Annotated in this window: 18 protein-coding genes; 16 read left to right on the top strand and 2 right to left on the bottom strand. The window is 67.0% G+C overall.

Features of this window, described 5'->3' with window-relative positions; all coding sequences use genetic code 11:
• Positions 1–2,783: SMC hinge domain-related protein (locus C4313_RS01510; protein ID WP_352428111.1), on the top strand; the 2,783-nt coding region annotated here is incomplete at its 5' end.
• 382 nt (positions 2,784–3,165) lie between these two features.
• Here C4313_RS01510 and C4313_RS01505 read toward each other — a convergent pair.
• Entirely contained in the window at positions 3,166–5,616 is a 2,451-nt protein-coding gene (locus C4313_RS01505; RefSeq protein ID WP_352428110.1) for a lamin tail domain-containing protein, read from the bottom strand.
• 78 nt (positions 5,617–5,694) lie between these two features.
• Here C4313_RS01505 and mutS point away from each other — a divergent pair, with 78 nt between their 5' ends.
• The gene (gene mutS, locus C4313_RS01500; protein WP_352428109.1) at positions 5,695–8,325 is read left to right on the top strand and encodes a DNA mismatch repair protein MutS; all 2,631 of its coding nucleotides are present in this window, start codon (positions 5,695–5,697) and stop codon (positions 8,323–8,325) included.
• Between the two features lie 38 nt (positions 8,326–8,363).
• Positions 8,364–9,287 carry an HD domain-containing protein gene (locus tag C4313_RS01495; RefSeq protein ID WP_352428108.1) on the top strand — a complete coding sequence of 308 codons (924 nt, stop codon included), beginning with the start codon at positions 8,364–8,366 and terminating at the stop codon, positions 9,285–9,287.
• Here C4313_RS01495 and C4313_RS01490 read toward each other — a convergent pair.
• The gene (locus C4313_RS01490) at positions 9,263–10,387 is read right to left on the bottom strand and encodes a glycosyltransferase family protein (RefSeq protein ID WP_352428107.1); all 1,125 of its coding nucleotides are present in this window, start codon (positions 10,385–10,387) and stop codon (positions 9,263–9,265) included. The genes C4313_RS01495 and C4313_RS01490 overlap by 25 nt on opposite strands.
• Positions 10,388–10,472: 85 nt before the next feature.
• Here C4313_RS01490 and C4313_RS01485 point away from each other — a divergent pair, with 85 nt between their 5' ends.
• The 13 genes from C4313_RS01485 (at position 10,473) to C4313_RS01425 (ending at position 23,867) form a co-directional block, all read left to right on the top strand.
• Complete coding sequence (locus C4313_RS01485) at positions 10,473–10,829, top strand: NADH-quinone oxidoreductase subunit A (protein WP_352428106.1); 357 nt, start codon at positions 10,473–10,475, stop codon at positions 10,827–10,829.
• A 68-nt stretch (positions 10,830–10,897) separates the two neighbouring features.
• Positions 10,898–12,109, top strand: a complete 1,212-nt coding sequence (nuoH, locus tag C4313_RS01480) for an NADH-quinone oxidoreductase subunit NuoH (protein WP_352428105.1) — start codon at positions 10,898–10,900, stop codon at positions 12,107–12,109.
• Between the two features lie 24 nt (positions 12,110–12,133).
• Positions 12,134–12,634, top strand: a complete 501-nt coding sequence (locus C4313_RS01475) for an NADH-quinone oxidoreductase subunit J family protein (RefSeq protein ID WP_352428104.1) — start codon at positions 12,134–12,136, stop codon at positions 12,632–12,634.
• A gap of 75 nt (positions 12,635–12,709) precedes the next feature.
• Positions 12,710–13,018 carry an NADH-quinone oxidoreductase subunit NuoK gene (gene nuoK / locus C4313_RS01470; RefSeq protein WP_352428103.1) on the top strand — a complete coding sequence of 103 codons (309 nt, stop codon included), beginning with the start codon at positions 12,710–12,712 and terminating at the stop codon, positions 13,016–13,018.
• Positions 13,019–13,037: 19 nt separating this feature from the next.
• Positions 13,038–15,182 carry an NADH-quinone oxidoreductase subunit L gene (gene nuoL, locus C4313_RS01465; RefSeq protein WP_352428102.1) on the top strand — a complete coding sequence of 715 codons (2,145 nt, stop codon included), beginning with the start codon at positions 13,038–13,040 and terminating at the stop codon, positions 15,180–15,182.
• A gap of 51 nt (positions 15,183–15,233) precedes the next feature.
• On the top strand, positions 15,234–16,778 hold the full coding sequence (locus C4313_RS01460) for a complex I subunit 4 family protein (RefSeq protein ID WP_352428101.1): 1,545 nt from the start codon (positions 15,234–15,236) through the stop codon (positions 16,776–16,778).
• Between the two features lie 39 nt (positions 16,779–16,817).
• Complete coding sequence (locus tag C4313_RS01455; protein ID WP_352428100.1) at positions 16,818–18,377, top strand: complex I subunit 4 family protein; 1,560 nt, start codon at positions 16,818–16,820, stop codon at positions 18,375–18,377.
• A 37-nt stretch (positions 18,378–18,414) separates the two neighbouring features.
• Positions 18,415–19,869: an NADH-quinone oxidoreductase subunit N gene (locus tag C4313_RS01450; protein ID WP_352428099.1), complete on the top strand. Its 1,455-nt coding sequence runs from the start codon at positions 18,415–18,417 to the stop codon at positions 19,867–19,869.
• 171 nt (positions 19,870–20,040) lie between these two features.
• Positions 20,041–20,364, top strand: coding sequence for an AtpZ/AtpI family protein (locus tag C4313_RS01445; protein ID WP_352428098.1), 324 nt, complete (start codon positions 20,041–20,043; stop codon positions 20,362–20,364).
• Positions 20,352–21,632, top strand: coding sequence for a F0F1 ATP synthase subunit A (gene atpB, locus C4313_RS01440; protein ID WP_352428097.1), 1,281 nt, complete (start codon positions 20,352–20,354; stop codon positions 21,630–21,632). The genes C4313_RS01445 and atpB overlap by 13 nt, the downstream gene beginning before the upstream one ends.
• A gap of 95 nt (positions 21,633–21,727) precedes the next feature.
• A complete protein-coding gene (atpE, locus tag C4313_RS01435) occupies positions 21,728–21,958 on the top strand; it encodes an ATP synthase F0 subunit C (RefSeq protein ID WP_503012438.1) in 231 nt (76 codons plus the stop codon).
• A gap of 102 nt (positions 21,959–22,060) precedes the next feature.
• Positions 22,061–22,795: a F0F1 ATP synthase subunit B gene (gene atpF, locus C4313_RS01430; RefSeq protein ID WP_352428095.1), complete on the top strand. Its 735-nt coding sequence runs from the start codon at positions 22,061–22,063 to the stop codon at positions 22,793–22,795.
• A 187-nt stretch (positions 22,796–22,982) separates the two neighbouring features.
• Entirely contained in the window at positions 22,983–23,867 is an 885-nt protein-coding gene (locus tag C4313_RS01425) for a PD-(D/E)XK nuclease family protein (protein ID WP_352428094.1), read from the top strand.
• Positions 23,868–23,870 lie beyond the last annotated feature (3 nt).

The following is a 23,870-nucleotide window of genomic DNA, read 5'->3' as shown; positions in this document are numbered from 1 at the left end:
TGGAGGCGCTGCGCCAGCAGCGGGCCCTCCTGGCCGACCAAGAGGCCACGCTGGAGGCCCTCCGGGTTGAGGTGGAGGCTTTGCAACGGCAACGGGCCGAAGTGGAACAGCGATGGCAGTCCCTCCTCGAATGGGAGCGGGCCCGTCAGGAGCAGGCCGCCCACCTCCAGGCCCGACGGGAGGCCATCGCGGCGGTGCGGCGGGCACTGGAGGCTGAGGCGCAGGCCCTGGCCCGTCGGTATCAGGACCTCCAGGAGCAACGGCAGGCCTTGGACGCTCGCTACCAAGCCCAGCAGGCCCGCCGCATGGAAATCCTTCAGCGCCTGGAGGCTGTTCAGGAAGCCTTGGCCCGGGTCCGGCGTGAGAAAGAGGACCTCGCCCGTCGGCGGGCGCGGCTGCAGGCCCTGCGTCAGGAACTGGAGGCCCAGGCGCTGCATCACGAAGCCCGGCGGGAAGCCCTGCTCCGCCGTTGGGAAGGGTTGTCTCAAGAAGAAAGGCGCTGGCACGAGGCGGAGGCCGAGGGCCAACGGGCGCTGGCGGAGCTGGAGACGCAGCGGATCCAGGCGGTCCAGCGCCTGGTCGACGCTGAGGCTGCGGTCGCGCAGGCGCGGGAGGTGCTGGCCCAGGCCCAATCCCAATATGCCTATCTGCGTTCCTACGCCGAGACCCTGGGCCCGTTTTGGGGCTCCGAGGAGAGGCTGAGGGCCGATCTGGAGGCGGTGCTCTCCGCCCCGTTGCCGGGGGTGTTGGGCCTGCTGGCCGCGTGGTTGGAGGTCGCCCCAGGTTGGGAGGCGGCGGCTGCCGCCGCCCTGGGCCCGCTGCTCCACGCCGTCGTGGTCCGGGACCGCCAGACCCTGGCCTCGGTGCGGGCCCGCGTCCGCCACGGCCTGCCGGTGGTGGTGTGGGAAGCCCTGCGCTTCGAGCGGCCGGTCGTCCGCCGGCGTGGGCTTGCGGCCCAGGGCCGGGGGGGAGGCCTTCCGATCGGCCCTGCGGATCTGCTTCCTCCGGGTCGGGTGTTGCGCGCCTCCGAGCCGCGGCTTCAGGCCTGGCTGGAACAGCGCCTGGAGGGGATCTGGTTCGTTGAGACCTGGGAGGAAGCCCTCCGCATCGGGGAGCGGCTCCCGCGGACAGCCACCCTGATCACACGGGAAGGCGAACGGATCGGCGGCGATGGCCTTCTTTGGTTGGGACGATATACGTCCCCGGAGGTGGTCTGGCTGGTCCAGGAGCGGGAACGGCGATCGCTCCCGGAGCGGCTGGCGGAGGCCCAGCGGGCCTTGGAGCGGGCGGAAGCGATGGCCCATGCGGCCGAACGCCAGTATGCGGAGGCCCGCGATCGGGCGTCGGCTCTGGAGCGCGTGCTCCACGAGACCCAGGCCCGCCAGGAGGCCCTCCGGCGTCGCTTAGAGGGGGTCCGGTCCGAGATGGCAGCGGTGGAGGCGGCCCTGCGGGATCTGGAGCGAGAAGAGGAAAAGCGGCGGGAGCAGGAGGCGCAGGCGGAACGGGAGGCCCAGGAACAGGATCGGGAGGAGGGGGCGTTGCGGGAGCGGGAACAGGCCTTGGGGGAAGCGCGGATGGATCTGGGGCGGGAACTGGAGACTTTGGGGCTGAGCGAGCTGGAGGTCGAGTTGGCGCGGGTGCAGGCGGAGGAGCGGCTGGTGGAGGAGGCTTTGCGCCAGACCCAGGCGTTGTTGGAGCAGCAGGCGGAGGCCTGGGCGCGCTTGGAGGCCGAGCGCGCCGCAGAGGCTGCGGTTTCGGATGGGGCCGAGCGGGAGGCCTTGGAAGCCGAGCGGGCCCGTTTGCAGGCCCTTCTGGAATCAGCGGAGGCCCGGCTTCAGGCCCTGGAGGCCCAACGGGGGGCAGCCATCGCCGCGCTGATGGCCGCTGAGATGGCCTTTGAAGAGCAATGGCAGGCCGTGGAGTCGCTCCGGGCCGCCGGCCATGGGCTGGAGGAACAAGTCCACGCGGCCCGGCTGGAGGTCGTTCGGTGGGAGGGAGAGCTGCGGGCCTTTCAGCAAGCGCTGCGAGAAGAATGGCAGCGGCTGGAGGGGGAGGGGGAACCGGACCTGGAAGGTTTGGGAGCCGGGGAGCCCGAGGCGGATGTGAGCGCTTTGGAGGCGCTGGAGGCCGAGGTGGCTGCCCTCCGGCAGGCGCTGCGGCGGCTCGGACCGATCCACCCGGAGGCGGCGGCGGAATACGCGGCCCTGCAGGAGCGCCACGCCTTCCTCACGGCACAGGTCGCGGACCTGGAGGCGGCCGCGTCGGACCTGCGGCGGACCGTGGAGACGTTGGATCGGGAGATGGAACAGGCCTTCGTGGAGACCTTCCGTGCGGTGGGCCGGGCCTTCAAGGAGACCTTTGCTGCCCTCTTCGGGGGAGGCAACGCCCGGCTCTCCCTCACCGAGGCCCCGTCGTGGGATCAGGCGGGGGTGGAGGTCTTCGTGCGGGTCCCTGGGAAACGGACGCAGAACCTGTTGATGCTCTCAGGAGGGGAGAAGGCCCTGACGGCCACCGCGTTGATCTTCGCCATCCTCCAGGTGCGCCCCAGCCCTTTCGTGGTGCTGGACGAGGCCGACGCAGCCCTGGACGAGGCCAACATCGGACGCTTCCGGGAGATGATCCGCCGGCTCTCCGAGCGGACCCAGTTCATCCTGATCACCCACAACCGGGGGACCGTGGAGGCCGCCGATGTCCTGTATGGGGTCACCCTGCGGGCCGACGGCGCTTCGCAGGTTTTAAGCCTGCGCCTCGAGGAGGCGGAGCGGATGCTGGCGCCGAAATGAGGCATTGCGGCCCTCCCTTTCAGGAGACGGCCTCGCCCTCCGGGCCTGGGGCAGGGATCCATTCGCCGCGGGGCCACAGCAGGCCGACACCGGCGTCCTCGGCCCCCACAGCCCCCGCAGGCCGTAGCGATAGAACCAGTAGGGGGCTTGATGCCCAGGGCCAAGGGGCGCTTTCGAAAGCCCGCAGAGCGGAAGGCCTCCGGCAATGCGAGCAGCTCCTCCGAGCGCATGGCCCGCAGCCGCCGCTCCCGCCAGTCGGCGTGCTTTTCCAGCAGACGGATCAGATCCTCCGGATCCTTGATGGTGAGGCCCATCGGGTCTCGCACGGTGTGGTTTCCTCAGGCCGCAAGAGGATCTGTGCAACCGGGTTCCGGCCGTGATCTCACGGCACCGATCCGGGCGAGGGGAAGGGCTGGACCCGCCAGTCGGCGCAGGTGTCGGTGTCCCGGGAGGCCGGGAAGCGCTCCAGGCTTTGGCCCCGCGGAGGAGCCGGGCAACGCGGGGCGGCTCCCCACGCCACGCGGTCGACTTCCCCGTCGGGACCCAGTAGCACCACCTCGTCTTGGGTGTCGTTCAAGTTCCAGGTCCCCCGTCCCCATGTGGGATCCGGCACCATATCTGGAACCAGCGGATCCGTCCCCGCCAGTTCAAAGGACGGACGCCGCCCGTAACGGCTTTGAAAAGCCTGGGCAGAGACCGCCACCACGATGACCTGCCCGGGCCCGATGGCTGCCCCTATCGGAAAGCGATACATGCCTTCGTAATCTCCTGGGTTCGCCGCATCCCCGACGCGATAATCCCGGAGATCGATCCATGTCCCCGTCGGGTTGTAAATCTCCACCCATTCTTCGTTGGGATCCAAGCCAAGAGCGTTGACCATGACCTCACTGAGGAGCAAGTGCGGCGGACGGTGATCCCGGAACACCAGCGGCAGATACAGCCGGGGTTGCGAGAGTTCCCAATCGAACCGGAACAGTTCGGCCAAGACGTTAAACCCGTCTTCAGAGCGAAAGAGCAGCGCGATCTCCCGGTTGAGTTTGTGAGAGGTCTCGGTGCTGTTGGCCGAACCGATGAACACGTATTTGGACTCCCCCAGGCGCAACAGGCTCATTTTGTTGTGCAATCCCCGCCCGCCCGGGTTCCCCAGGCGGACCTGCAGGGTGCTGGAGAGGGCGGGGCTGAGGGCCTGCAGCGCCTCGACATAGGCCTTTGTCGCCGCGTTGCTGCGCGGGCTCGCCGCATCGTCATAGAATCGATCCATCAGCAACCGCACGTGGGCCCCGCGCCCCGCCGCCTCGATCAGGGAGGCGAGGTAAAGGTTGGGGGAGATCACGGGGGCCGTCGCCGGGTCGGCGGAGGACGGCCCCCACCAGGAGGGGACGGCCAGTTGCTGGGCCAGCAGGAGATCCCCAGGGCCTGCCCGCCGCACGATTCCCCACCACCCTGATTCCAGGTTCAGCAACCCTTCGGGACCCACAATGAGGGTTACCTCTTCGGCGGTGATGGGGATCGGCGCCGGGAAACGAACCGGGTAGGCGCTGCCCCCCAGGGTAAAGGGTGGGGTGTAGGTCGGCGGGGGATCCTCCATCAGCGGGGCCACATCCCGGAACCGAGGGTCGGTGTCGTAGGCGAACAGGCCGCTCAGGAACGCCGCGGCCTCGGGAGATTCAAAAGCCACCATGACTCCCCGTTGGCCTTCTGTTCCATCGTCTTTGGGATCGTCCGGCATCGCCCGGGGGCTCAAGTTCTCCGTGCCGATCAGCACCCACCGGTCATCGATCACCAGGAACTTGGCGTGGGCGTAGGCATAGCGCCGCAGGGCCGGTGGATCCGCGTCCGGTCGATTGCGCATGGTCAGGCAGCGGCCGCCGGCCTCCCGAAGGAGCCGACAGGCGTAGCGGCCGTCATCGGTGAGGCCCCCCGGTGGCGTTCCCTCCAGGAGCAGGGTGACGGAGACCCCCCGCCGGGCGGCCGCAGCCAGCCGCTCGGCCAGGCGAGGATGCTCAAAGGTGAAAACCTCCCCCCGGATCGAAGTTCGGGCCATCTCCAACAGGGACGAGACCGCCTCGAAGGCATGATCCGGGGCCACCATCAGCGTCATCGGAAGGGTCCCGCTGATCCGGAAGGGGGCACCGTAACGCTCCGGCGCCCATCCCGGAAATTGAATCCGGCGTCCGATCCACGGATCCGCTGCGTCGGTGGCCCAATCGCCCGCGGTGTCCGTGTCGATGGGCAGGCCGGAGGCCGGGTCCCAGCGGCGGATCAACAGGCGGCCCTCGCGCCGCGCGCCGGCGATCCCATAGGGCCGGACGAAGGATCCATGCCATCCCAGGGTCTCGGTGTAACCGTCCCCGTAGATCACAGCGTCCACCAGGCCCCCTGTGCTGTCCCGTAGCACCACCTCACCCCCCGCGTTGGCGAGTCTCGGCCATGTTCCGCTGAGAGGGCGCACAGCGGTCAGCCCATCGGTGAAGACCGCGGCGTCCGGCGGATAGCCGAAAGCCATCGTGAAAGAAAGGGCATGATGGGCGATCCAGATGGCAGCCCCCGGCGGGAGGGTGAAGCCGGCGGGGAAGCGCAGGCCGCCCGTCCCGGCCCAGCGATCCCGCAGCGTCCACCCGCTCACGTCGACCGGATCTGGCCCCGCCGCGAACAGGCGGACCGCCTCGTCCGGCTCCCCAGTGAACACGCCGTCCGGGTGGACGGCGACGATCCACACCTGGGTCGTGGCGGCCCGCCCCGGGCCCGCCGTCCCCATGCCCAACCGCAGGACGCCGAGGGCCCCGATGCCCAGGCCGATGGTCACCAGCAAACGCACGGAGAATCGGGCCATGGTTTTCACCCCGCAGGTGGCTCCAATAGAATGATAGGCATCCGGGAGGGCATCCTCCCGCCTTGGGGAGCGAGGGCCATGGAAGATCTGACCCCCATCCGCCGGCAGTATCTCAGCTTGAAACAGCAGCATCCCGACGCCATCCTTCTCTTCCGCCTGGGAGATTTCTACGAGGCGTTTGATGAGGACGCCGAGGTAGTGGCCCGGGAACTGGATCTGGTGCTGACCTCCCGGCCGATCGGCAAGGGCCAGCGGGTGCCCATGGCGGGCGTCCCCCACCACGCCCTGGAGTCCTACCTCGCGCGCCTGGTGGAGAAGGGCTACCGCGTCGCCATCGCCGAGCAGGTCGGCGACCCGGTCAACGGCTTGATGCCCCGACGTGTGGTCCGGGTGGTGACTCCCGGGACAGCGATGGAGCCCGGCCTCCTCGAAGAGCGGCGGCCTCACTACCTGGCAGCCTGGGTGGAGGAGGCCGAGGGGGTTGGCTTCGCCCATTGCGATGTCACCACGGGGCATTTCGCCGCCACCCAGTGGACGGGCCCGCAGGCCCGGGGAGAGGCGGAGGCCGAATGGCTGCGGGTGGCTCCCCGCGAGTGCCTTTTCCCAGCCGTCTCCGGGGAGCCCGCCACCCCGCCGCTCCTCCCTCCAGCAGACGCCGATTTACACTTCACCCCCTTCGACGCCGCGCATTTCGAACTCCGTCGCGCGCGCCGTGCCCTGCTGGAGCATTTCCAGGTCGCCTCCCTCCACGCCTTCGGCGCAGAGGACCAGCCGCTGGCCGTCCGCGCCGCGGGGGCGATCCTGGCCTATCTGCGGGAGACCCGGCCGGAGGCCCTCTCCCTGCTGACCGCCCTGGAAGTCTATACCACGGCGGCCTATATGGTGCTGGATCCGGCCACCCAGCGCCATCTGGAACTGACCGAAGGGATGGCCGGCGGCCTGCGGGGAGGCTCGCTGCTCTCCGTCCTGGATTTCACCCACACTCCGATGGGCGGACGATTGCTGCGCGCGTGGCTTTCGCAGCCGCTGAAGGACCGCGCGGCCATCGAGGCCCGCCTGGATCAAGTGCAGGCCTTCGTGGACCAGCCGATCGCTCGAGAGCGGCTGGCCGGGCTGCTGCGGGGGTTCCCGGACCTGGAGCGGCTGGCCGGCCGGCTGCGCAGCGGGCTGGCCTCGCCGCGGGACCTGGCGGCGTTGCGGCGGGCCCTAGGGTTCCTTCCGGCGATCCAAGCTCTCCTGGTGAGCATGGAAGGCCCTGGGGGTGAAGCGGTGCGCCGGGCGGCCGCGGCCCTGGAGCCCATGCCGGCCTTGCTGGACCTCTTGCACCGCGCCTTGGTCGAGGATCCGCCGCCGACCCTGCAGGAGGGCGGCGTCATCCGAGAGGGGTTCTCCGAGGAACTCGATCGCTGGCGGGCTGTGGCCCGCGACGCCCAGGCATGGCTGGCCGCTCTGGAACAACGGGAACGGCAGCGGACGGGCATCCGCACCCTGCGGGTGGGCTACAACAAGGTCTTCGGCTATTACATCGAAGTCCCGAAGGCGGCCGCCGGCCAGGTCCCCCCGGATTACATTCGCAAGCAGACCCTGAGCGGGGCTGAGCGGTTCGTCACCCCCGAACTGAAGGAATTTGAGGCCATGGTGTTGAACGCGGAGGCCCGCCAGGCGGAACTGGAGGCGGCGCTGTTCCGCGACCTGTGCCAGCAGGCAGGGGCCGATGTCCCTCGGCTGCTGGCCATCGCCCGCGCCATCGCCCATCTCGATGTCGTGGCCGGCCTGGCCGAGGCGGCGGCCCGCTACCGCTATGTGCGCCCCGAGTTGGTGGAGGAGGACCTTTTGGAGATCCGCGAGGGCCGGCATCCGGTCGTCGAGCGCGCCCTGGAGGGCCGCTTCGTGCCCAACGACATCGTCCTGGACGAAGGCGGGCGGATCCTGATCCTCACCGGACCGAACATGGCGGGGAAGAGCACCTTGCTGCGGCAGGTGGCCCTGATCGTGCTGATGGCCCAGGTCGGCTCCTTCGTCCCTGCCGCCCGGGCCCGGTTGCGCCCGGTGGATCGGATCTTCACCCGCATCGGCGCCCACGACGAACTGGCCGCCGGCCGTTCGACCTTCATGGTCGAGATGAGCGAGACGGCCTACATCCTGCATCAGGCGACGGCCGACAGCCTGGTGGTGCTGGATGAGATCGGGCGGGGGACCAGCACCTACGATGGTCTGGCCATCGCCTGGGCGGTGGCCGAGTATCTCCACAACCATCCCCGCCGGCGCCCGAAGGTGCTCTTCGCCACGCATTACCACGAACTGACGGCCCTGGCCGCCTACTTGCCCCGCGTGCGCAACGCCCACATGGCGGCTGCCGAGATCGATGGGCGGATCGTTTTCCTCTATCAGATGCGCCCCGGGGGCGCCGATCGCAGTTACGGGATCCATGTCGCCGAACTGGCCGGCCTGCCCCGTCCCGTGATCCGACGGGCCCGGGAGCTGCTGGCCCGCCTGGAGCGGGGGGAGCCGGCCGTGCGTCCGCGGATGCCCCCCGCCGCGCCGCTTCCCCTCTTCGTGGAACATCCGGTCATCCACGCACTGCGCCGGCTGGATCCGGAGAGCCTCTCGCCCCTCGAGGCCTTGCACAAACTCTACGAATTGAGAGGGCTTCTGGAAGAGGGGGCGGACCGCCAGATGTCGGCGGAGCCAGGGAAGGATCCCGCATGAAGGGACCCGTGTCCATGGGTGCGAAAGGAGGCCCTGGGATGAGCAAGGTTCGGGTGCCGCGGCGATCGATTTCTTATCGTGACCACGGCGTGGTCATCGAGATCGCCCCGGACTACCAGCAACTGGCTGAGCGGGCGGATGCGACGATCTGGCGGATCGTGGCCGATTATCCGAAGGCGGCCCACCTCTATGAGCGCCTGGTGCAGGATCCGCGGCTCGACGCCTGCTGGGATCTGGCCAACTATATGGCCGTCTACAAACTGAACTACAACGATCATGGCCCTGTCCACGCCCGCGTGGCCACAGCGGCGGCCATGCAGATGATGGCGCTGCTTCGACAACACGCCATCCCGTTCGATGTGGTCTCCTCGGGGGCGGGGGACGTCGACGACGCCTTCCTGGTGGTCCTGGCGGCGGAGATGCTGCATGACATCGGCAATATGATCCATCGTGTCGGCCACATCGAATACGGGGTGATGCTGGCCGCCCAGTTGCTGCCGCGCTGGCTCCCCGAGATCTACCCGGATCCGGAGCAGGAGCAGTTGATCGCCGGGTTCATCCTCTCGTGTATCGCCAGCCACGACGGCTCGCCCCCTCCGTTGACTGTGGAGGCCTCTGTGGTGGCCATCGCCGATGGCACCGATATGACCAAGGGGCGCGGCCGGGCCGCCTTTGACCTGGGGAAGGTGGATATCCATTCGGTCTCGGCGCTGGCAGTCGATGAGGTGGAGATCCGGGATGGGGGTGACCTCCCCATCGAGATTGTGGTTTATCTCAGCAACTCGGCCGGCATCTTCCAGGTTCAGGAGATCCTGGCACGTAAGGTGGTGGTGACCCCCTTGAGGGACCAGGTGCGCATCGTGGTCCGTGCCCGGCCGGAGACCCCATTGGCGGACCAGCGGATCGTTCAGCGGGTGGTCTTCGAGAACGGCCGGTTTCAGGTGGCCCGGGACGATCGCTGATGGAAGGCGCCTTCGCACATGGCATCGTAGCAGGGGGCGAGGGCCGGCCACGTGTAAGGGAGGAGGGCGTGACGGATGACGCTGGGATCCTCCGGCGGCCCGGCGGTCAGCACCCGGGCCAGGTGGCCGGCCAGGGCCTCAGGGGCCTCGTAGGCGCACAGCGGCCGCAGCGGTTCCGGAAGGAGGTCCAGGAAGCCGGAGTCGGAGGGAACCAGGGGCCAGGGGCCCTGAGCCGCGAAGGTCATCAGGGCGATGGGGGAGGGCCCCCCGCGGGCGGTTTCCAGGATCAAGCGGGCCCCCGACGCCCAGGCAGCTGCCTCCGGGTCCCCCGGGCGGAGGATCCCCAACAGGCGCTCTCGGATCGCCAGCGGCCAGCGGGCCGCCCGATGGCTTTCCGCCTCGGGGTTCTCGTTCAGGGCCAGCAGCCGGAAGGCCGGCGGTCGGGGCCCCAGGCTGGTGAGGGCCGCCGCCAGAAGATCCGGCTCCTCGGGCCCTCCGCGGTCGATCCAGAGGATCAGCGGTTCGGGCAGCCGGCGGGAGAGGATGGGCGTCCCGGCCGGCGGTCGCTCCGGATCGAAGCCGGGCGGGAGGACGTGGGCCTTGGTTTCGACCGACGGGAGGGCTTCAGAGGCCTGCTGGCGCAGGCGCTCCAGGAAGCGCCGGCGTTGGCCCTCTGCGTAGAACAGGAGGGCGTGGGCGGATCGGGCGGTGCGGATCTCCACCGCGGCGATCTCGGGGGGCGGTGGGTCGGGATGGGCCAGCGCGCTGCGGTGCCAATACACCCAGAGGGGCACATCCCCCAGCACATCCTCCAAGGCCTCCCGGAACACGGACCCATCCAGCCCGTCCGTGAGGAGCAGGAGATCCGGCAGGCCCATCGGTTCCCGGGCGGGATTCCGCGCCCCGGAACCGGTCAGCCATCGTCGGAGGCGGCGGGCCAACCGCTCGGCCCGTTCACCGAAGGTCGAGGGCGCTATCGGAGCCGGCCCGGAAGCCGGCAGCACAAATGGCAGGATCTGATGGCGGCTCCGACGGGCCCAACCGCTGATCCACGCTTGCCGTTCGGCGGTGGCTTGGGGGTCTACCAGTCCGATGCGCATGGCGCCGTCCAGGTGCCTTGATCCCACCGGGAGCCTATGCTATAATCGCAACGTGTTTGTGATGTCCGCAACAAGGAGGCGGCCCGTGCTGCAAGCGTATGCGCTGGTCGGCCTGTTCCTCGTGGTGACAGTGGTGTTGCTGGGGGCCACCCTCCTCCTCTGGTGGCTGTTGCGGCCCAAGAAACCCAACCCGCTGAAACTGGAAACCTACGAGTGCGGTGTTCAGACAGTCGGCGATGCGTGGGTCCAGTTCCGCGCCCAGTATTATATCTTCGCCCTTATCTTTGTCCTCTTCGACGTAGAGGCCGTCTTCCTGTTCCCGTGGGCGGTCGCGTATAACCGGCTGGGGTTTTATGCCGTGGTCGAGATGGCCCTCTTTTTGCTCCTTCTGTTGGGCGGTCTGCTGTATGCCTGGCGGAAGGGGTCGTTGGAGTGGGTCTGAGGCCTTGAGATGGGCCGGGCTGGTCAGGGGATCTGCCGGAGCGTTCGTCACGGGGGGTGAAGCGCGCCATGGAACGGATCTACGACCTCCTTTATAACTTGCTGCCTTACTTGGGAGCTTGGCTGTATGGGTTCCTGCGGGGGCTAGGGCTTCCGGAGTGGGCCGTGGTCCTGATCGTGGGGCTGATCAAGGCCTTCCTCCTGGCCAACTTCGGGCTCATCGGGTTCGCTCTGCTCACCTATGTGGAACGCAAGGTTGTAGCCCGCTTCCAGGATCGTCTGGGGCCGAACGTGGCCGGGCCCTATGGGCTCCTCCAGCCGGTGGCCGATGGCATCAAATTGCTCACCAAAGAGGACACCATGCCGGTTGGGGCTGACCGCTGGGTCTACAACCTGGCCCCGCTGATCATCGCCACGTGCGCCGTGGCACCCCTGGTGGTGATCCCCTTCGGGCCGGGGGCCATCGGTGCGGATCTCAACATCGGGGTGCTTTACGCCCTGGCGGTGGGGGCGGGGGCCCTGGTGGGGGTGTTGATGGCCGGATGGGGGAGCAACAACAAATACGCCCTCCTCGGGGCCTTCCGGGCGGTGGCTCAACTGATCAGTTACGAGATCCCCTCGGTCTTCAGCGTGGTGACCGTGGTGATGATCGCGGGCACCATGTCCACCGTGGGCATCGTCCTCGCCCAGGATGTGCCCTACATCCTGGTCCTCCCCCTCGCGGCGCTGGTGTTCTTTGCGTCCGGTGTGGCGGAGGTCGGCCGAACCCCCTTTGATCTTCTGGAGGCAGAATCCGAGATCGTGGCCGGTTTCCACATCGAATACAGTGGGATGAAGTTCGCCCTGGTCTTCCTGGGCGAGTTCGTCCACGCCCTTGTGGTCTCGGCCCTCTTCGCTGTCCTCTTCCTGGGCGGCTGGCGGGGCCCCTGGTTGCCGCCCTATCTGTGGACGCTGATCAAGATGGGGGTGGGGATCTTCCTGTTCTTCTGGCTACGGGCGACGTTGCCGCGCATCCGGATCGACCAGATGCTCAACCTCAACTGGAAGTTCCTCACGCCGCTGATGATCCTCAACCTGATCGGGGTGGCCCTCCTGGACAAGGGGCTGCGGGCGGCCGGGGTGTCCGGCGGGACATGGGCGGCGGCCCTTGCCGCCTTCAACTGGGTGATGCTCGTCGGGGCCCTGGCCCTGGTGGGCTATCTGGGGCGCCGGGCCCGCATGGCGGCGATGGCCCCTGCGGAGGAGGCGGAGCCGGTGGAGGCGGCGGCCCCGGTGCATTGATCCCACCGAGAGGAGCGACCGGCGATGACGCTGTTGCAGGGGATGTTTCTCCTGTTTGCGCTGTTGACCCTGGGGGCAGGCCTGATGACCGTGCTCAGCCGCCATCTTTTCCACGCGGTCCTCTACCTGATCCTGTCCCTCGTGGGCGTGGCGGGGCTGTTCGTGCTCCTGGAGGCGGAGTTCCTGGCGGGGGTCCAGGTGCTGATCTATATCGGGGCGATCTCCATCCTGATCATCTTCGCCGTCATGCTCACGCGGGGCATGGCCCGCAACCCGGGCCCGCCCTTGAACAACCAGAGCCTGGCGGCCGCGGTGATCGCCGGGCTCTTTTTCCTGCTCCTGGCCCCTGTGCTGGCGGGCTTCCCGTGGCCCCAGGCGGCCCCCCCGGTGCCCGGCGATGCCATTGAGGCCCTGGGCCGCTCCCTGGTGGACCCCGTGCAGTTCGCCTTGCCCTTCGAGCTGGCTTCGGTGATGATCCTGGCGGCGCTGGTGGGGGCCATCTTCATCGCCCGGGAGAAGCGCTAGGGCCATGATGGGGAAGGCGCCATCGCGAGCCTGGTGTCGGTCGGTGACATCTGCGCCTCGTGAGGAGGATCCGGGATGGTATCCCTGAGCGCATATCTGCTGGTGGCGGCGGCGCTCTTCTGCACAGGGGTCTATGGGGTGCTGGCCCGGCGGAACGCCATCGCCATCCTGATGGCCATCGAACTGATGTTGAACGCCGTCAACATCACCCTGGTGGCCTTCTGGCGGTATCTGCATCCCGCGGCGACCACGGGGCAGGCTTTCGCCCTCTTCGTCCTGGTGGTGGCGGCGGCGGAGGCAGCGGCCGGCCTGGCGTTGATCATTAGCACCTATCGCAACCGGGAGACGGTGGACGTTGAGAACATCGATCTTCTGAAGGGTTAACCCCACGAGGTGGAGCCGGATGGAGACCCAGGGAACGCTCCTGCCGTTGTTGGTGGCCCTCATCCCATGGCCGCCTTTCATCGCCTTCGGCCTGATCGCCCTTGTCGCCAATCGCTGGAAGCGGCTCAGCCACACCCTAGCCATCCTCTCGGTGGCCATCTCCTTCGTCCTCTCCCAGGTGGTGTTCTGGGCCGCCATCCGAACCGAGCACCTCGGAGAGCATCCCATCGCCGCGCGTATCGTCTGGCTGCCGGTCGGGGCGCGGCCCCTGGAGTTCGGCGTGTTGGTGGATCCCCTGGGGGCGGTGATGCTGTTTATGGTGCCCCTGGTCTCGTTGATGATCTTCATCTACAGCGTCGGCTACATGGCGGGGGATCCCCACTACAGCCGCTTCTTCGCCCTCCTCTCCCTCTTTGAGGCGGCGATGCTGTTGCTCGTGGTGGCCGACAACCTCCTGATGCTATTCATCGGCTGGGAGGTGATGGGCTTCTGCTCCTACGCCCTCATCGGCTTCTGGTTCCGCAAGCCCTCGGCCTACCGCGCCGCCGTGAAGGCGTTCATGACCACCCGCGTGGGCGACGTGGTGATGCTTCTGGGCATCGCCTACCTCTATGCCCAGACCGGGACGTTGAACTTCCACGACATCCTGCGGAACCCGGAGACCCTGAAGGCGCTGGCGGAGACGCCCTCTTACGTGGCCGGGCTCTCGGTGGCCGCTTTGGCCTCGCTGCTGCTCTTCGCCGGGACGGTGGGCAAGAGCGCCCAGTTCCCGCTGCACGTGTGGTTGCCGGACGCGATGGAAGGCCCCACCCCCGTCAGCGCGATGATCCACGCCGCCACCATGGTCTCGGCCGGGGTTTACACCACCATCCGTATGTTCCCGCTCCTGCAGGCCGGGCAGCACGGCCTGGGGGGCGAGGCCGCTTTCTGGGTGGTGGCCTTGATCGGCGCCTTCACAGCGTTCATGGCCGCCACCATGGGCATGGCCCAGAACGACATCAAGCGGGTGCTGGCCTATTCCACTATCTCTCAACTGGGTTATATGCTGGCTGCCGTGGGGATCGGGGCCTATGTGGCGGCGGCTTTCCATCTCATCACCCACGCCTTCTTTAAGGCCTTGCTCTTCCTGGGCTCCGGCTCCGTCATCCACGCCGTGGAGCACGGCCATCATCCCGCCGGCAGCCACAAAGGCCATGGGGAACCTTTCGACCCCAACGACATGTTCAACATGGGCGGCCTGAGCCGGCGGATGCCGGTGACCTTCTGGACCTTCCTGGCCGGCGGGCTTTCCCTGGCCGGGTTCCCCTTGATCACGGCGGGTTTCTGGAGCAAGGACGAGATCCTGGGGGAGGCCTTCCGCGGGGCTTTTGAGAAAGGGGAGGTTCTTCCGCTCCTGGTCTTCCTGCTCCTGGCGACGGCGGCCCTCCTCACCGGCTTCTATACGATGCGCCAGATCGCCCTCACCTTCCTGGGGGAGCCTCGGACGGCCGCTGCGGCCCACGCGGAGGAGAGCCCTGGCGCGATGATCTTCCCGCTGGTGTTCCTGGCCTTCTTCGCCCTGCTCGGCGGGTTCGTCGGGGTGCCGGAGGGCTTCCCCGTCCTGAGCGGTCTTGTGGGCAGGAACTGGTTCCACGCGTTCGTGGGGGGGACCCTCCTAGAGCACCCGGAGGCGCTGCCTTTCCACCCGGCTCCCGTCTTGCTTTCCTCGGCGATCGCGCTGGCCGGTCTGTTCTTGGGTTGGTGGGTTTACGGGCGGCGTCCCCTGGCCGCTGGCGCCCCCGATCCCCTGGCTCGCCTGGGCCCCGTCTACACCTTCCTGAAGAACCGCTGGTATATCGACGACTTGTATCATCTGCTCTTTGTGCGGCCCACCCTCTGGCTGGCCGAGCGGGCGGTGGCCCTCTTTATGGACCGGGTGGTGATCGACGGGCTCCTGCACGGGATCGCCGACGCCGTATGGTCGATGGGCGCCGCCTTGCGGCTCTTCGACCGCGTGGTGGTCAACGGCATCGGCGACGGGATCGGGGAGGCCGTCAAGGCCGCCGGCCGGGAGCTGCGGGCCCTGCAGACCGGGCTGGTCCAAAACTACCTGCTGGTGGTGGTGCTGGGCATCTTGGGCTTCATTGTCCTCTATACCGTGGCGCCCATGCTGATCGGCTTCTGAGGGAGCCGATGGGAGCGCTGGAAGATCCGAACGCGAAGGGGGAAGCCAGCGATGACGCTCTTCGGGCAACCGATCCCCATCCTGACCCTGATCACCTTCTTCCCGCTGTTCGGGGCCCTGGTGATCGCCCTGACGCCCCGGGACAGCCTTCGGCTGCATCGGGGGCTGGCCTTGCTCTTCAGCCTGATCCCCCTGGGCCTTTCGGCCTGGCTCTGGTTGAACTTCGATCCGGGCCGTCCGGGCTTTCAGTTCGTCGAACGGGCGGTCTGGCTCCCTCAGGTGAACGCAACGTATTTCCTGGGGGTCGACGGGCTCAGCGTGATGCTGATCTTCCTGACCGCTCTCCTCACTCCCCTGGGGGTGCTCGTTTCGTTTAACATCACCCAAGACCCGCGGACCTACTTCGCTCTCTTCCTGGCTCTGGAGGCCGGCATCTTGGGCGTGTTCGTCAGCCTGGATCTGTTGCTCTTCTTCCTGTTCTGGGAGATCGGCCTGGTGCCCATGTATTTCCTGATCAACAACTGGGGGGCGCCGGAGCGCCGTCACTATGCGGCCTTGAAGTTCATCCTCTACACGATGGCGGGCTCCCTGGGGCTGCTACTGGGGATCCAGTTGATCTGGGCGGCTCTGGGCGGCACTCAGGGGGGGACCTTTGACCTCTTGGAGATCAGCCGGCGCTGGCCGGCTCTTCAGGGGACCCTGTTCGGGGTCCCGATGGAAGTGGTGAAGGCGGTGGTCTTCTGGGCTTTTGTCATCGCCTTCGCCATCAAGATCCCGGTCTGGCCGTTCCACACGTGGTTGCCGGATGCCCACACAGAAGCCCCTACCGCCGGCTCGATGATCCTGGCGGGGATCCTGTTGAAACTGGGGGCCTACGGCTTCCTGCGCATCGTGTTCCCGCTCTTCCCGGCGGAGTCGGCGCGGTTCGCCCTGGCGCTGGCGTTGCTGGCTACAGCGGCCATCGTTTTCGGGGCCTACGCGGCCCTGGGCCAGCGGGATTTCAAGCGGTTGGTCGCATATTCTTCGGTGAACCACATGGGATTCGTGGTGTTGGGCATCGCGGTGGCCGGCTACGCCTTGGGCAACCCGGCGGTCCGCGGCCATGCCCTCCTCGCCCTCAACGGGGCGGCCCTACAGTTGTTTGCCCACGGCCTCTCCTCGGCCGCCATGTTCGCCCTGGTAGGGGTGATCTATGACCGCACCCACACACGGGACCTGGAGGCATATGGGGGGTTGTGGAACCGGATGCCGGTTTATGGGGGGATCCTGATCTATTGTGCGATGGCCTCGGTGGGGTTGCCGGGGCTGGCCGGCTTTGTGGCCGAGTATCTCGTGGTGCAAGGGGCCTGGCCGGTCTTCACCGGGCTGACGGCCATCGCGATGCTCGGGCTGCTCATCACCGGGGCCTTCGTGATGAAGGCGATCCAGAAGGTGCTGCATGGGCCCCTGAACCCTCAATGGGCCCGCCTGCCCGAGATCACCGCCCGGGAGGTCCTGGCGCTGGCCCCGTTGATGGCCTTTATGTTGCTCACCGGCCTGTGGCCGGCGTGGATCGTGCCGACGCTCAACGCGGCGCTGATGCAGCTGCTCGGCTGAGGCGGGGGTGGACGACGACCTGCTTTGGAGGCGATGGGGATGACGATCTCAACGGTGCCGATCCCGATCCTGAGTTTCATTGTGTTGACGCCGCTGCTGGGCGCCTTGGTCTTGTTGCTGATCCCGCGTCACCAGAAGGAGGCCGCCCGCGTCTTCGCGGCGGCGGTCTCGGGCTTCACCCTGTTGCTGGCCCTGTGGGCCTTCCTGGCCTACGACCGGGGGGCCGGGGGGTATCAGTTCGTCGAGCGCGTGGCCTGGCTGCCCCAACTGGGGATCCATTACTACATCGGCGTGGATGGGGTCAGCCTTCCCCTGGTGCTGCTCTCGGCCCTCGTCCTCTTCACCGGGGTCCTGGTCTCGTGGAACATCGAGGACCGCCCCCACGAACTGTTCGCCTTCATGTTGCTGCTGGCCAGTGGGATCATCGGCGTCTTCGTTGCCCGCAACCTGGTCTTGCTGTTCTTTTTCTATGAGATCGCCATCTTCCCCAAGTATTTCCTGATCGCCATCTGGGGCTCCACCCGCAAAGAATACGCGGCGATGAAGTTGGTCCTTTACACCCTGGTGGGCTCCATCATCGCCCTGGTGGGGGCCCTGGCCCTCTACTTCGTCTCGCCCGTGCGCACCTTCGATATGGACGTGTTGCGGGACCTGGCCGCCCAGGGGGCCTTCGCCCGGTCGGTGCAGGTGCTGGGGAGGGCCGTCCGCTTCGACTACTTGTGGTTCCTGCCGATCTTCCTGGGCTTCGCGGTGACCGCCGGCCTTTGGCCGTTCCACAACTGGGTGCCGGATGGCCACTCGGCGGCGCCCACGGCGGGCTCGATGTTCCTGGCCGGTGTGGTGATGAAGGTGGGGGCTTACAGCGCCCTGCGGGTGGGCATCGAACTGTTGCCCGGCGGGGCGGTCTACTGGCTGCCCGTGGTGGTCTTCCTGGCCGTCGTCGCCGCCCTGTATTCAGCGGCCATCTCGCTGGTGCAGGAGGACCTCAAATACGTCATTGCCTTCTCCAGCATCGGCCACATGGCTTTCGTGACCATCGGGTTCGCCGCCATGAACGTCACCGGCCTGACGGGGGCCGTCCTGCAGATGTTCTCCCACGGGGTGATGGCGGCCATCCTGTTCGCCGTGGTGGGCATGGTGTACGACCGGGCCCACACCCGCTACCTAGCGCACCTGGGCGGCTTCGCCCGGGTGATGCCCATGGCGACGTTGGGCTTCGTGCTGGGCGGGTTGGTGGCCATGGGGATGCCTGGCTTCTCCGGCTTCATCGCTGAGTTCCAGGTGTTCGCTGGGATCTGGGCGGCGCGGGACACCGCCTGGTGGTATCCGTGGATGGCCATCCTGGCGGCCCCCAGCATCGCACTCTCAGCGGCCTACATCCTGCGGGCCCTGCAGGCCACCTTCTTTGGAGAACTGGACCGCGGGCGGTTCCCGGAGGCGGGGGATGTCACCGTCCTGGATAAGGTGGCCATCATCACCCTCGCTGTGTGGTTCGTCCTCATCGGAGTGTTCCCGCGAGTGATGACCGATATGATCCAGACGGGAGTAGAGCCCATCGCAGCGTTGCTCCACGGCGCGATGCTCGCCTCGATCCGATGATCCGGCGTTGAGCCATCCCGCGAGCGAGGAGGACTGGATGGTCGGGCTCTCATGGTGGGCACATCTGTGGTCGGTCCTGCCGGAGATCGTGTTGGTCGTGGCGGCCGTGCTGGTGATGGCCGTCGACGCCGGGCTCCCGGAAGGCCGGAAGCGGGAACTGGGCTACTGGGCCATCGGGGGCTTGCTGGCCGCCTTCGGGGTCGCTGTCCTGCAGGCCGCCCAGTTGGTCGGAGGCCTGGCCGCCCCTTACGAGGCGTTCGGCGGGTCGGTCCGGGCGGACCTGGCCGCCATGTTCTTCCGGTTGATCTTTATCCTCTCGGGGATCCTGACGGCGGCCATCTCGATGGACTTCCGTCCGTTGCGTCAGAGCGGGGAATATTACGCCCTGATACTCATCGCTGTCCTGGGGATGGGGTTGATGGGAGCGGCCATCAATTTGGTGACCCTATATCTGGCCCTGGAGACAGCGGGGATCGCCTTGTATCTGCTGGCCGGGTATCTGCGCGAGACGCCGCGCTCGGCGGAGGCCGGCCTCAAGTATTTTCTGTTCGGCGTTTTCAGTTCCACGGTGATGCTTTACGGGATGGCCCTGCTCTACGGGTTCACGGGCGAGATCGGTTACGGGGGCATCGCCCGGTCTTTGGGCACCCTTCCGACCTCTGCCGTGATGGCTGCCCTCCTGCTGGTCCTGGTGGGCTTTGGCTTCAAGGTTTCCGCAGTCCCTTTCCATTTCTGGACGCCAGACGTCTATGAGGGGGCGCCGACACCGATCACGGCGTTCATCTCTGTCGCCTCCAAAGCCGCGGGCTTCGCCGTCCTGATCCGGGCCATGATCGAGGCCTTCGCCGCGGTCCAAGGGAACTGGGTGGCCTTGATCGCCGCCCTGGCCTTCGTGACCATGACCGTGGGGAACTTGTTGGCCATCCCCCAGCGCAACCTGAAGCGGCTGCTGGCTTATTCCAGCATCGCCCAGGCTGGCTATATCCTGATCGGCGTGGCCGCGGCCAGCCCGCTGGGGATCGCCGCCTCGATCTTCTATCTGGGGATCTACACGCTGACCAACATCGCCGCCTTCGCCGTGGCGGTGATCATGACCAACGCAACGGGCAGCGAGGAGATCCGGGACCTGGCCGGCCTCTCCCGGCGGTCGCCGGGCCTGGCCTTGGCGATGCTGGCTGCTTTGCTCTCCCTGGGCGGCATCCCGCCGCTGGTGGGCTTCTTCGCCAAGCTCTTCGTCTTCGCCGCCGCCATCGAGAGCGGTCTGCTCTGGCTCGCCGTCGCCGGCGTCCTCAACGCCATGGTTGCCTTTTATTACTACATCATGGTGGCCCGGGCCATGTATGTAGACCGCTCCCCGGAGGAGGGGAAGCCGATCTGGATCTCCCGGCCTGAGCGCCTCACCCTGTGGTTCACGGTGGCCGGGGTGATCCTGCTGACGGTTCTGGTCTATCCGCTGTATCAATTGGCGCTGCTGGCCGCCCAGGCTTTCTAACGCTATGAGAAGCACGAAGGGAAAAACCGCCGCGCAGGGCCGATTTTCTAAGGCCCCCCTTGTCACAGAGGGGCGAAGCAGGTATCCTATAAGGGCTGCGCTTTGTGAGAAGGGGAGCGATCCGACGTCCGGGAGAACTCCCTGGGGGGAAACCGGGGCCGAAGGGGTTCGATGAAGTCCCCGGGGCGATGGTGGATCCGGGCTTGGAATTTGGCGCTGGCCGGGGCGTTGTCTCAAATCGGCTTCATCCCGGTGGTGGCCGTGGTGGGGGCGATGTTCTGCGGCCTCTGGCTGGATCTTCGGCTGGGCACCCGGCCGGTCCTGACGGCTGCTTGTATGTTGCTGGGGGCCACCCTGGGGCTGATCGTGATGGTTCGGGCTGCCATAACGGCAGCGGCCCAGTTCCGGATGGGGGAGCCGGGCCCGCGGCGGAAACCGGGCCCGCCTCCCGTCCCATCCCAAGGGGAGGATGAGTCCTCGCCATGGGGAAGCTGATCCGGCGGTTGGGACCGTATCTGTTGTTGGGGCTGATCGGGCTGCTCTCCTGCGGGGTGGGCGGCCAGGCCTCCCTCTGGCTGCTCGGCAACCTGGACGCGTTGCTCAAGGGGGCCCGTGGGCTGTCGTCAGCGGCCGGCTGGATCGGAACCCTCCTGGTGGACGCCATTGTGTTCGCCGTGGTCCTGTGGGGGCTGCGGGACGTCCGGGTGATCCGCTATTTCCAGATCCTGGTGGTGACCCCCCTGGTTCTCGGTTTCGTGCTGGGGACCTCGCTGTTCTTCGGGACGTTGGGGAGCGGCCTATCGGTGGCGGGGCGCCCGGTGAAGGCGGTGCTGCCGGTGATCCTGGTGAAACCGGAGCCCCTGACCGGGCCGCTGATCTTCGGGGCGCCTTTGACCAACACCATGGTGGCGATGGTGTTGGTGGATGGGGTGGTGCTGGGTCTAGGGCTCTTGGCCGCGCGGCGCGCGGGGCCGCTGCCGCCTCCCCTCCGCGGGCTGGGGGTGCTGGTCCATCTCTTTGAGTTCCTGGTCGAGACCCTCTACGAGAACCTGGCCAAGGTGGTGCTGGGGCACCGGGCCCGGCAGATCTTCCCGCTGGTGGCCTCCATCTTCCTGATGGTGCTGACGGCCAACTGGATGGGGCTGATCCCGGGCTTCGATTCCATCGGGAGGGTGGAGAAGGCCCATGGCCCGGAGCCCGGCTATCATGTCATCCGCTGGGGGCCCCTCACCCTCCTCACTGCAGAGGCGGCCGCGTCTGCCGAAACTGGCCACGAAGCCCAAGGGCACGGGGCGGAGGCCGAGAAGGGCGGCTATGTTTTAGTCCCCTACCTCCGAGCCCTGAGCACCGATTTGAACTTCACCATCGGACTGGCCCTGGTGGCTGTCTTCATGGTGCAGGTCTGGGGGGTTCGGACTCTCGGCCCGGGCTATTTCTGGAAGTTCTTTAACATCAAGGCCCTGCGCCACGGTTTCATGGGGTTCATCGAATTCTTGGTCAGCCTCCTGGAGCTGGTCAGCGAGGTGGCCAAGATTCTTTCCTTCTCCTTCCGGTTGTTCGGGAACATCTTTGCCGGCCACGTGCTGTTGGGGATCATGATCTTCCTGCTGCCGCTGTTGGTCCCCGCCATCTTTTATGGACTGGAGATCTTCGTTGGCTTGATCCAGGCTTTCATTTTCATGATGTTGACTATGGTCTTCATCGCCCTGGCCATGGCGGGCCACGGTGAAGGGCCCTCCGGACATCCGGATGCGTCCCACTGAAGCGGATTGCCACCTCCCCGACTTGGGGGGCGATCATCTTATAACCAAACAACAGGAGGTTGCCGATGCTGGGGCTGATTCTGGCTCAGGAGATCCTGTCGCCGCAGACGTTAAGCGTGTTGGGGGCCGGTCTGGCCATCGGCCTTGGAGCGATCGGACCGGGGATCGGGATCGGCCTGCTGGCCAGCGGGGCGTTGCAGGCCATCGGCCGCAACCCGGACGCCACGCCGCAGATCCAATTGAACATGATCTTGGCTATCGCCTTCGCCGAGGCCATCGCCATCTATGCTCTGGTGGTGGCGTTGTTGCTCAAGTTCGTGGCTTGATGGTCATCCGGCTTCAAGCGGCGCGCCCTTGCCATCGATGGTGAATGGGGAGGCGGTTGGAGCCTCTTTCGGGCATGAAACTGCGACGAGGGGAGGCCGACGTTGGAGGCCTTGGGGATCAACCCGATTTATCTGATCGCGCAGATCCTGAACTTCCTGCTGATCTGGTTCCTGCTCTCCCGCCTGGTCTTCCCGCGTGTCCTGAAAGCCCTCGAGGAGCGGCGGGCCCTCATCGAGAAGGGTCTGGAGGACGCGAAGGCGGCAGAGCAGTTGCGGGCGAGCGTGCAGGCGGAGCGCCAGCGGATCCTCGAGGAGGCTATCGCAGAGCGCCAGCGGATCGTGGCCGAGGCGGTCCGCCAGGCGGAGCAGCAACGGGCGCAGATCCTCGCTGAAGCCCGGACGGAGGCTCAGCGCCTCCTCGAGGTCGCCCGGGAGGAGGCCGAGCGGGAGCGGGAGCGCATCCTGGGCGAACTGCGGAGTCATATCGCCACCCTGGCCCTGGCTGCGGCCTATCGGGTGGTGGGTGATGCCCTCGACGAGACGCGTCATCGGCGCTTGATCCAGGAGTTCTTCACCACGATGCCCCCGAGGGTCTTGGAGGAGCTCCGAGGGGTAAAGGGGGATCGGGTGGAGGTCATCAGCGCGATCCCCCTCCAGGAGGAAGAAAAACAGAGCATCCGCCAGGAGCTCGCCGCCCGCCTGGACCTCACCAGCGACGTGATCTTCCGGGTGGATCCGACGATCCTCGGCGGGCTGGTTGTCCGGGTTGGGGATCGGGTGGTCGATGGGAGCGTCCGATCCCGCATGGAAGGCTTGCGGGCGGTCCTGGCCCCCTGAAGCCGGAGACGGCAGACGGAACCATCTCTCTGGTCACCCGGTTAAGGATGGTAGGGCCAGGACCTTCCCCACGGTCCTGGCCTTGCTGTTTTGCTGGATCCTTCCAATCGGATTGGATTAAAATATGACCTGAGAGGTGGAAAGAGCGAAGACGTCTTCAGCGTGCACCCTGTTTCCGGAGGGGGGAATGGCTCTCGAGGAACTGAAGGAGGAGGTGCGCCAGGCCCTGCCGCAATGGCTCCGGGAGGATCCTGCCCTGCGCCTCGTCCTCCGAGAGGTGGTGGAGGAGGTGTTGCGCCCGTGGGAGGAAGTGCTCTCCGAGTTGCGGGCTTTCCGGAGGGAGGCAGAGGAGCAATGGAAAGCCTATCAACGGGAATCGGCCAGGATGTGGGAGGCCATCCAGCGGCTGATCGAGGTGACCCAGGCGCATTCGCGGCGTTTGGAGGAGCACTCGGAGGCCATTCGGGCGTTGATGGCGCGGGTGGAGGAGCATTCGCGGCGTTTGGAGGAGCATTCGGAGGCCATTCGGGCGCTGGTGGCGCGGGTGGAGGAGCATTCGGAGGCCATCCGGGCGCTGGGGGCTCGAGTGGATTATCACTCTCAGGTTCATGAGCGGCTTCTGGCGGCAGTAGAACGGCATTCCCATGAGATCCGCCGTCTGGGCGCGACGATCGGGGCCCTCGGGGCCCGCTGGGGCCTCTACAGCGAGGGGGCTTTCCGGGATGGGATGGCGGCCATCCTGCAGGAGGCGGGCTGGAAGGTGGAGCGCTTCCTGGCCATGGACACCGAGGGTTATGTCTTCGGGCGCCCCGATCAGGTGGAGATCGATGTGGTGATCCGGGATGGGAGGGCCATCCTGATCGAGATCCGCTCTTCGGTGAGCCGGGGCGATGTGGCCGTTTTCCAGCGGAAAGCCGAGTTCTACACCCGCCGCACCGGCCTCCCCGTCGCTCGACGCATCTTGATCTCCCCCATGATCGAGCCACGGGCTCATGATCTGGCGCGGCAGATGGGCATGGAGGTCTACACGTATCCGGAGGACGTGGCCCCCGAACCTCCGTCTTCGGCATGAAGA

This window comes from Thermoflexus sp. (genome assembly GCF_040289485.1).
In the GTDB taxonomy this organism is placed as follows: Bacteria; Chloroflexota; Anaerolineae; order Thermoflexales; family Thermoflexaceae; genus Thermoflexus.
Note: the sequence above shows the minus strand (reverse complement) of the source record. Positions and strands in the feature narration are given on the sequence as shown.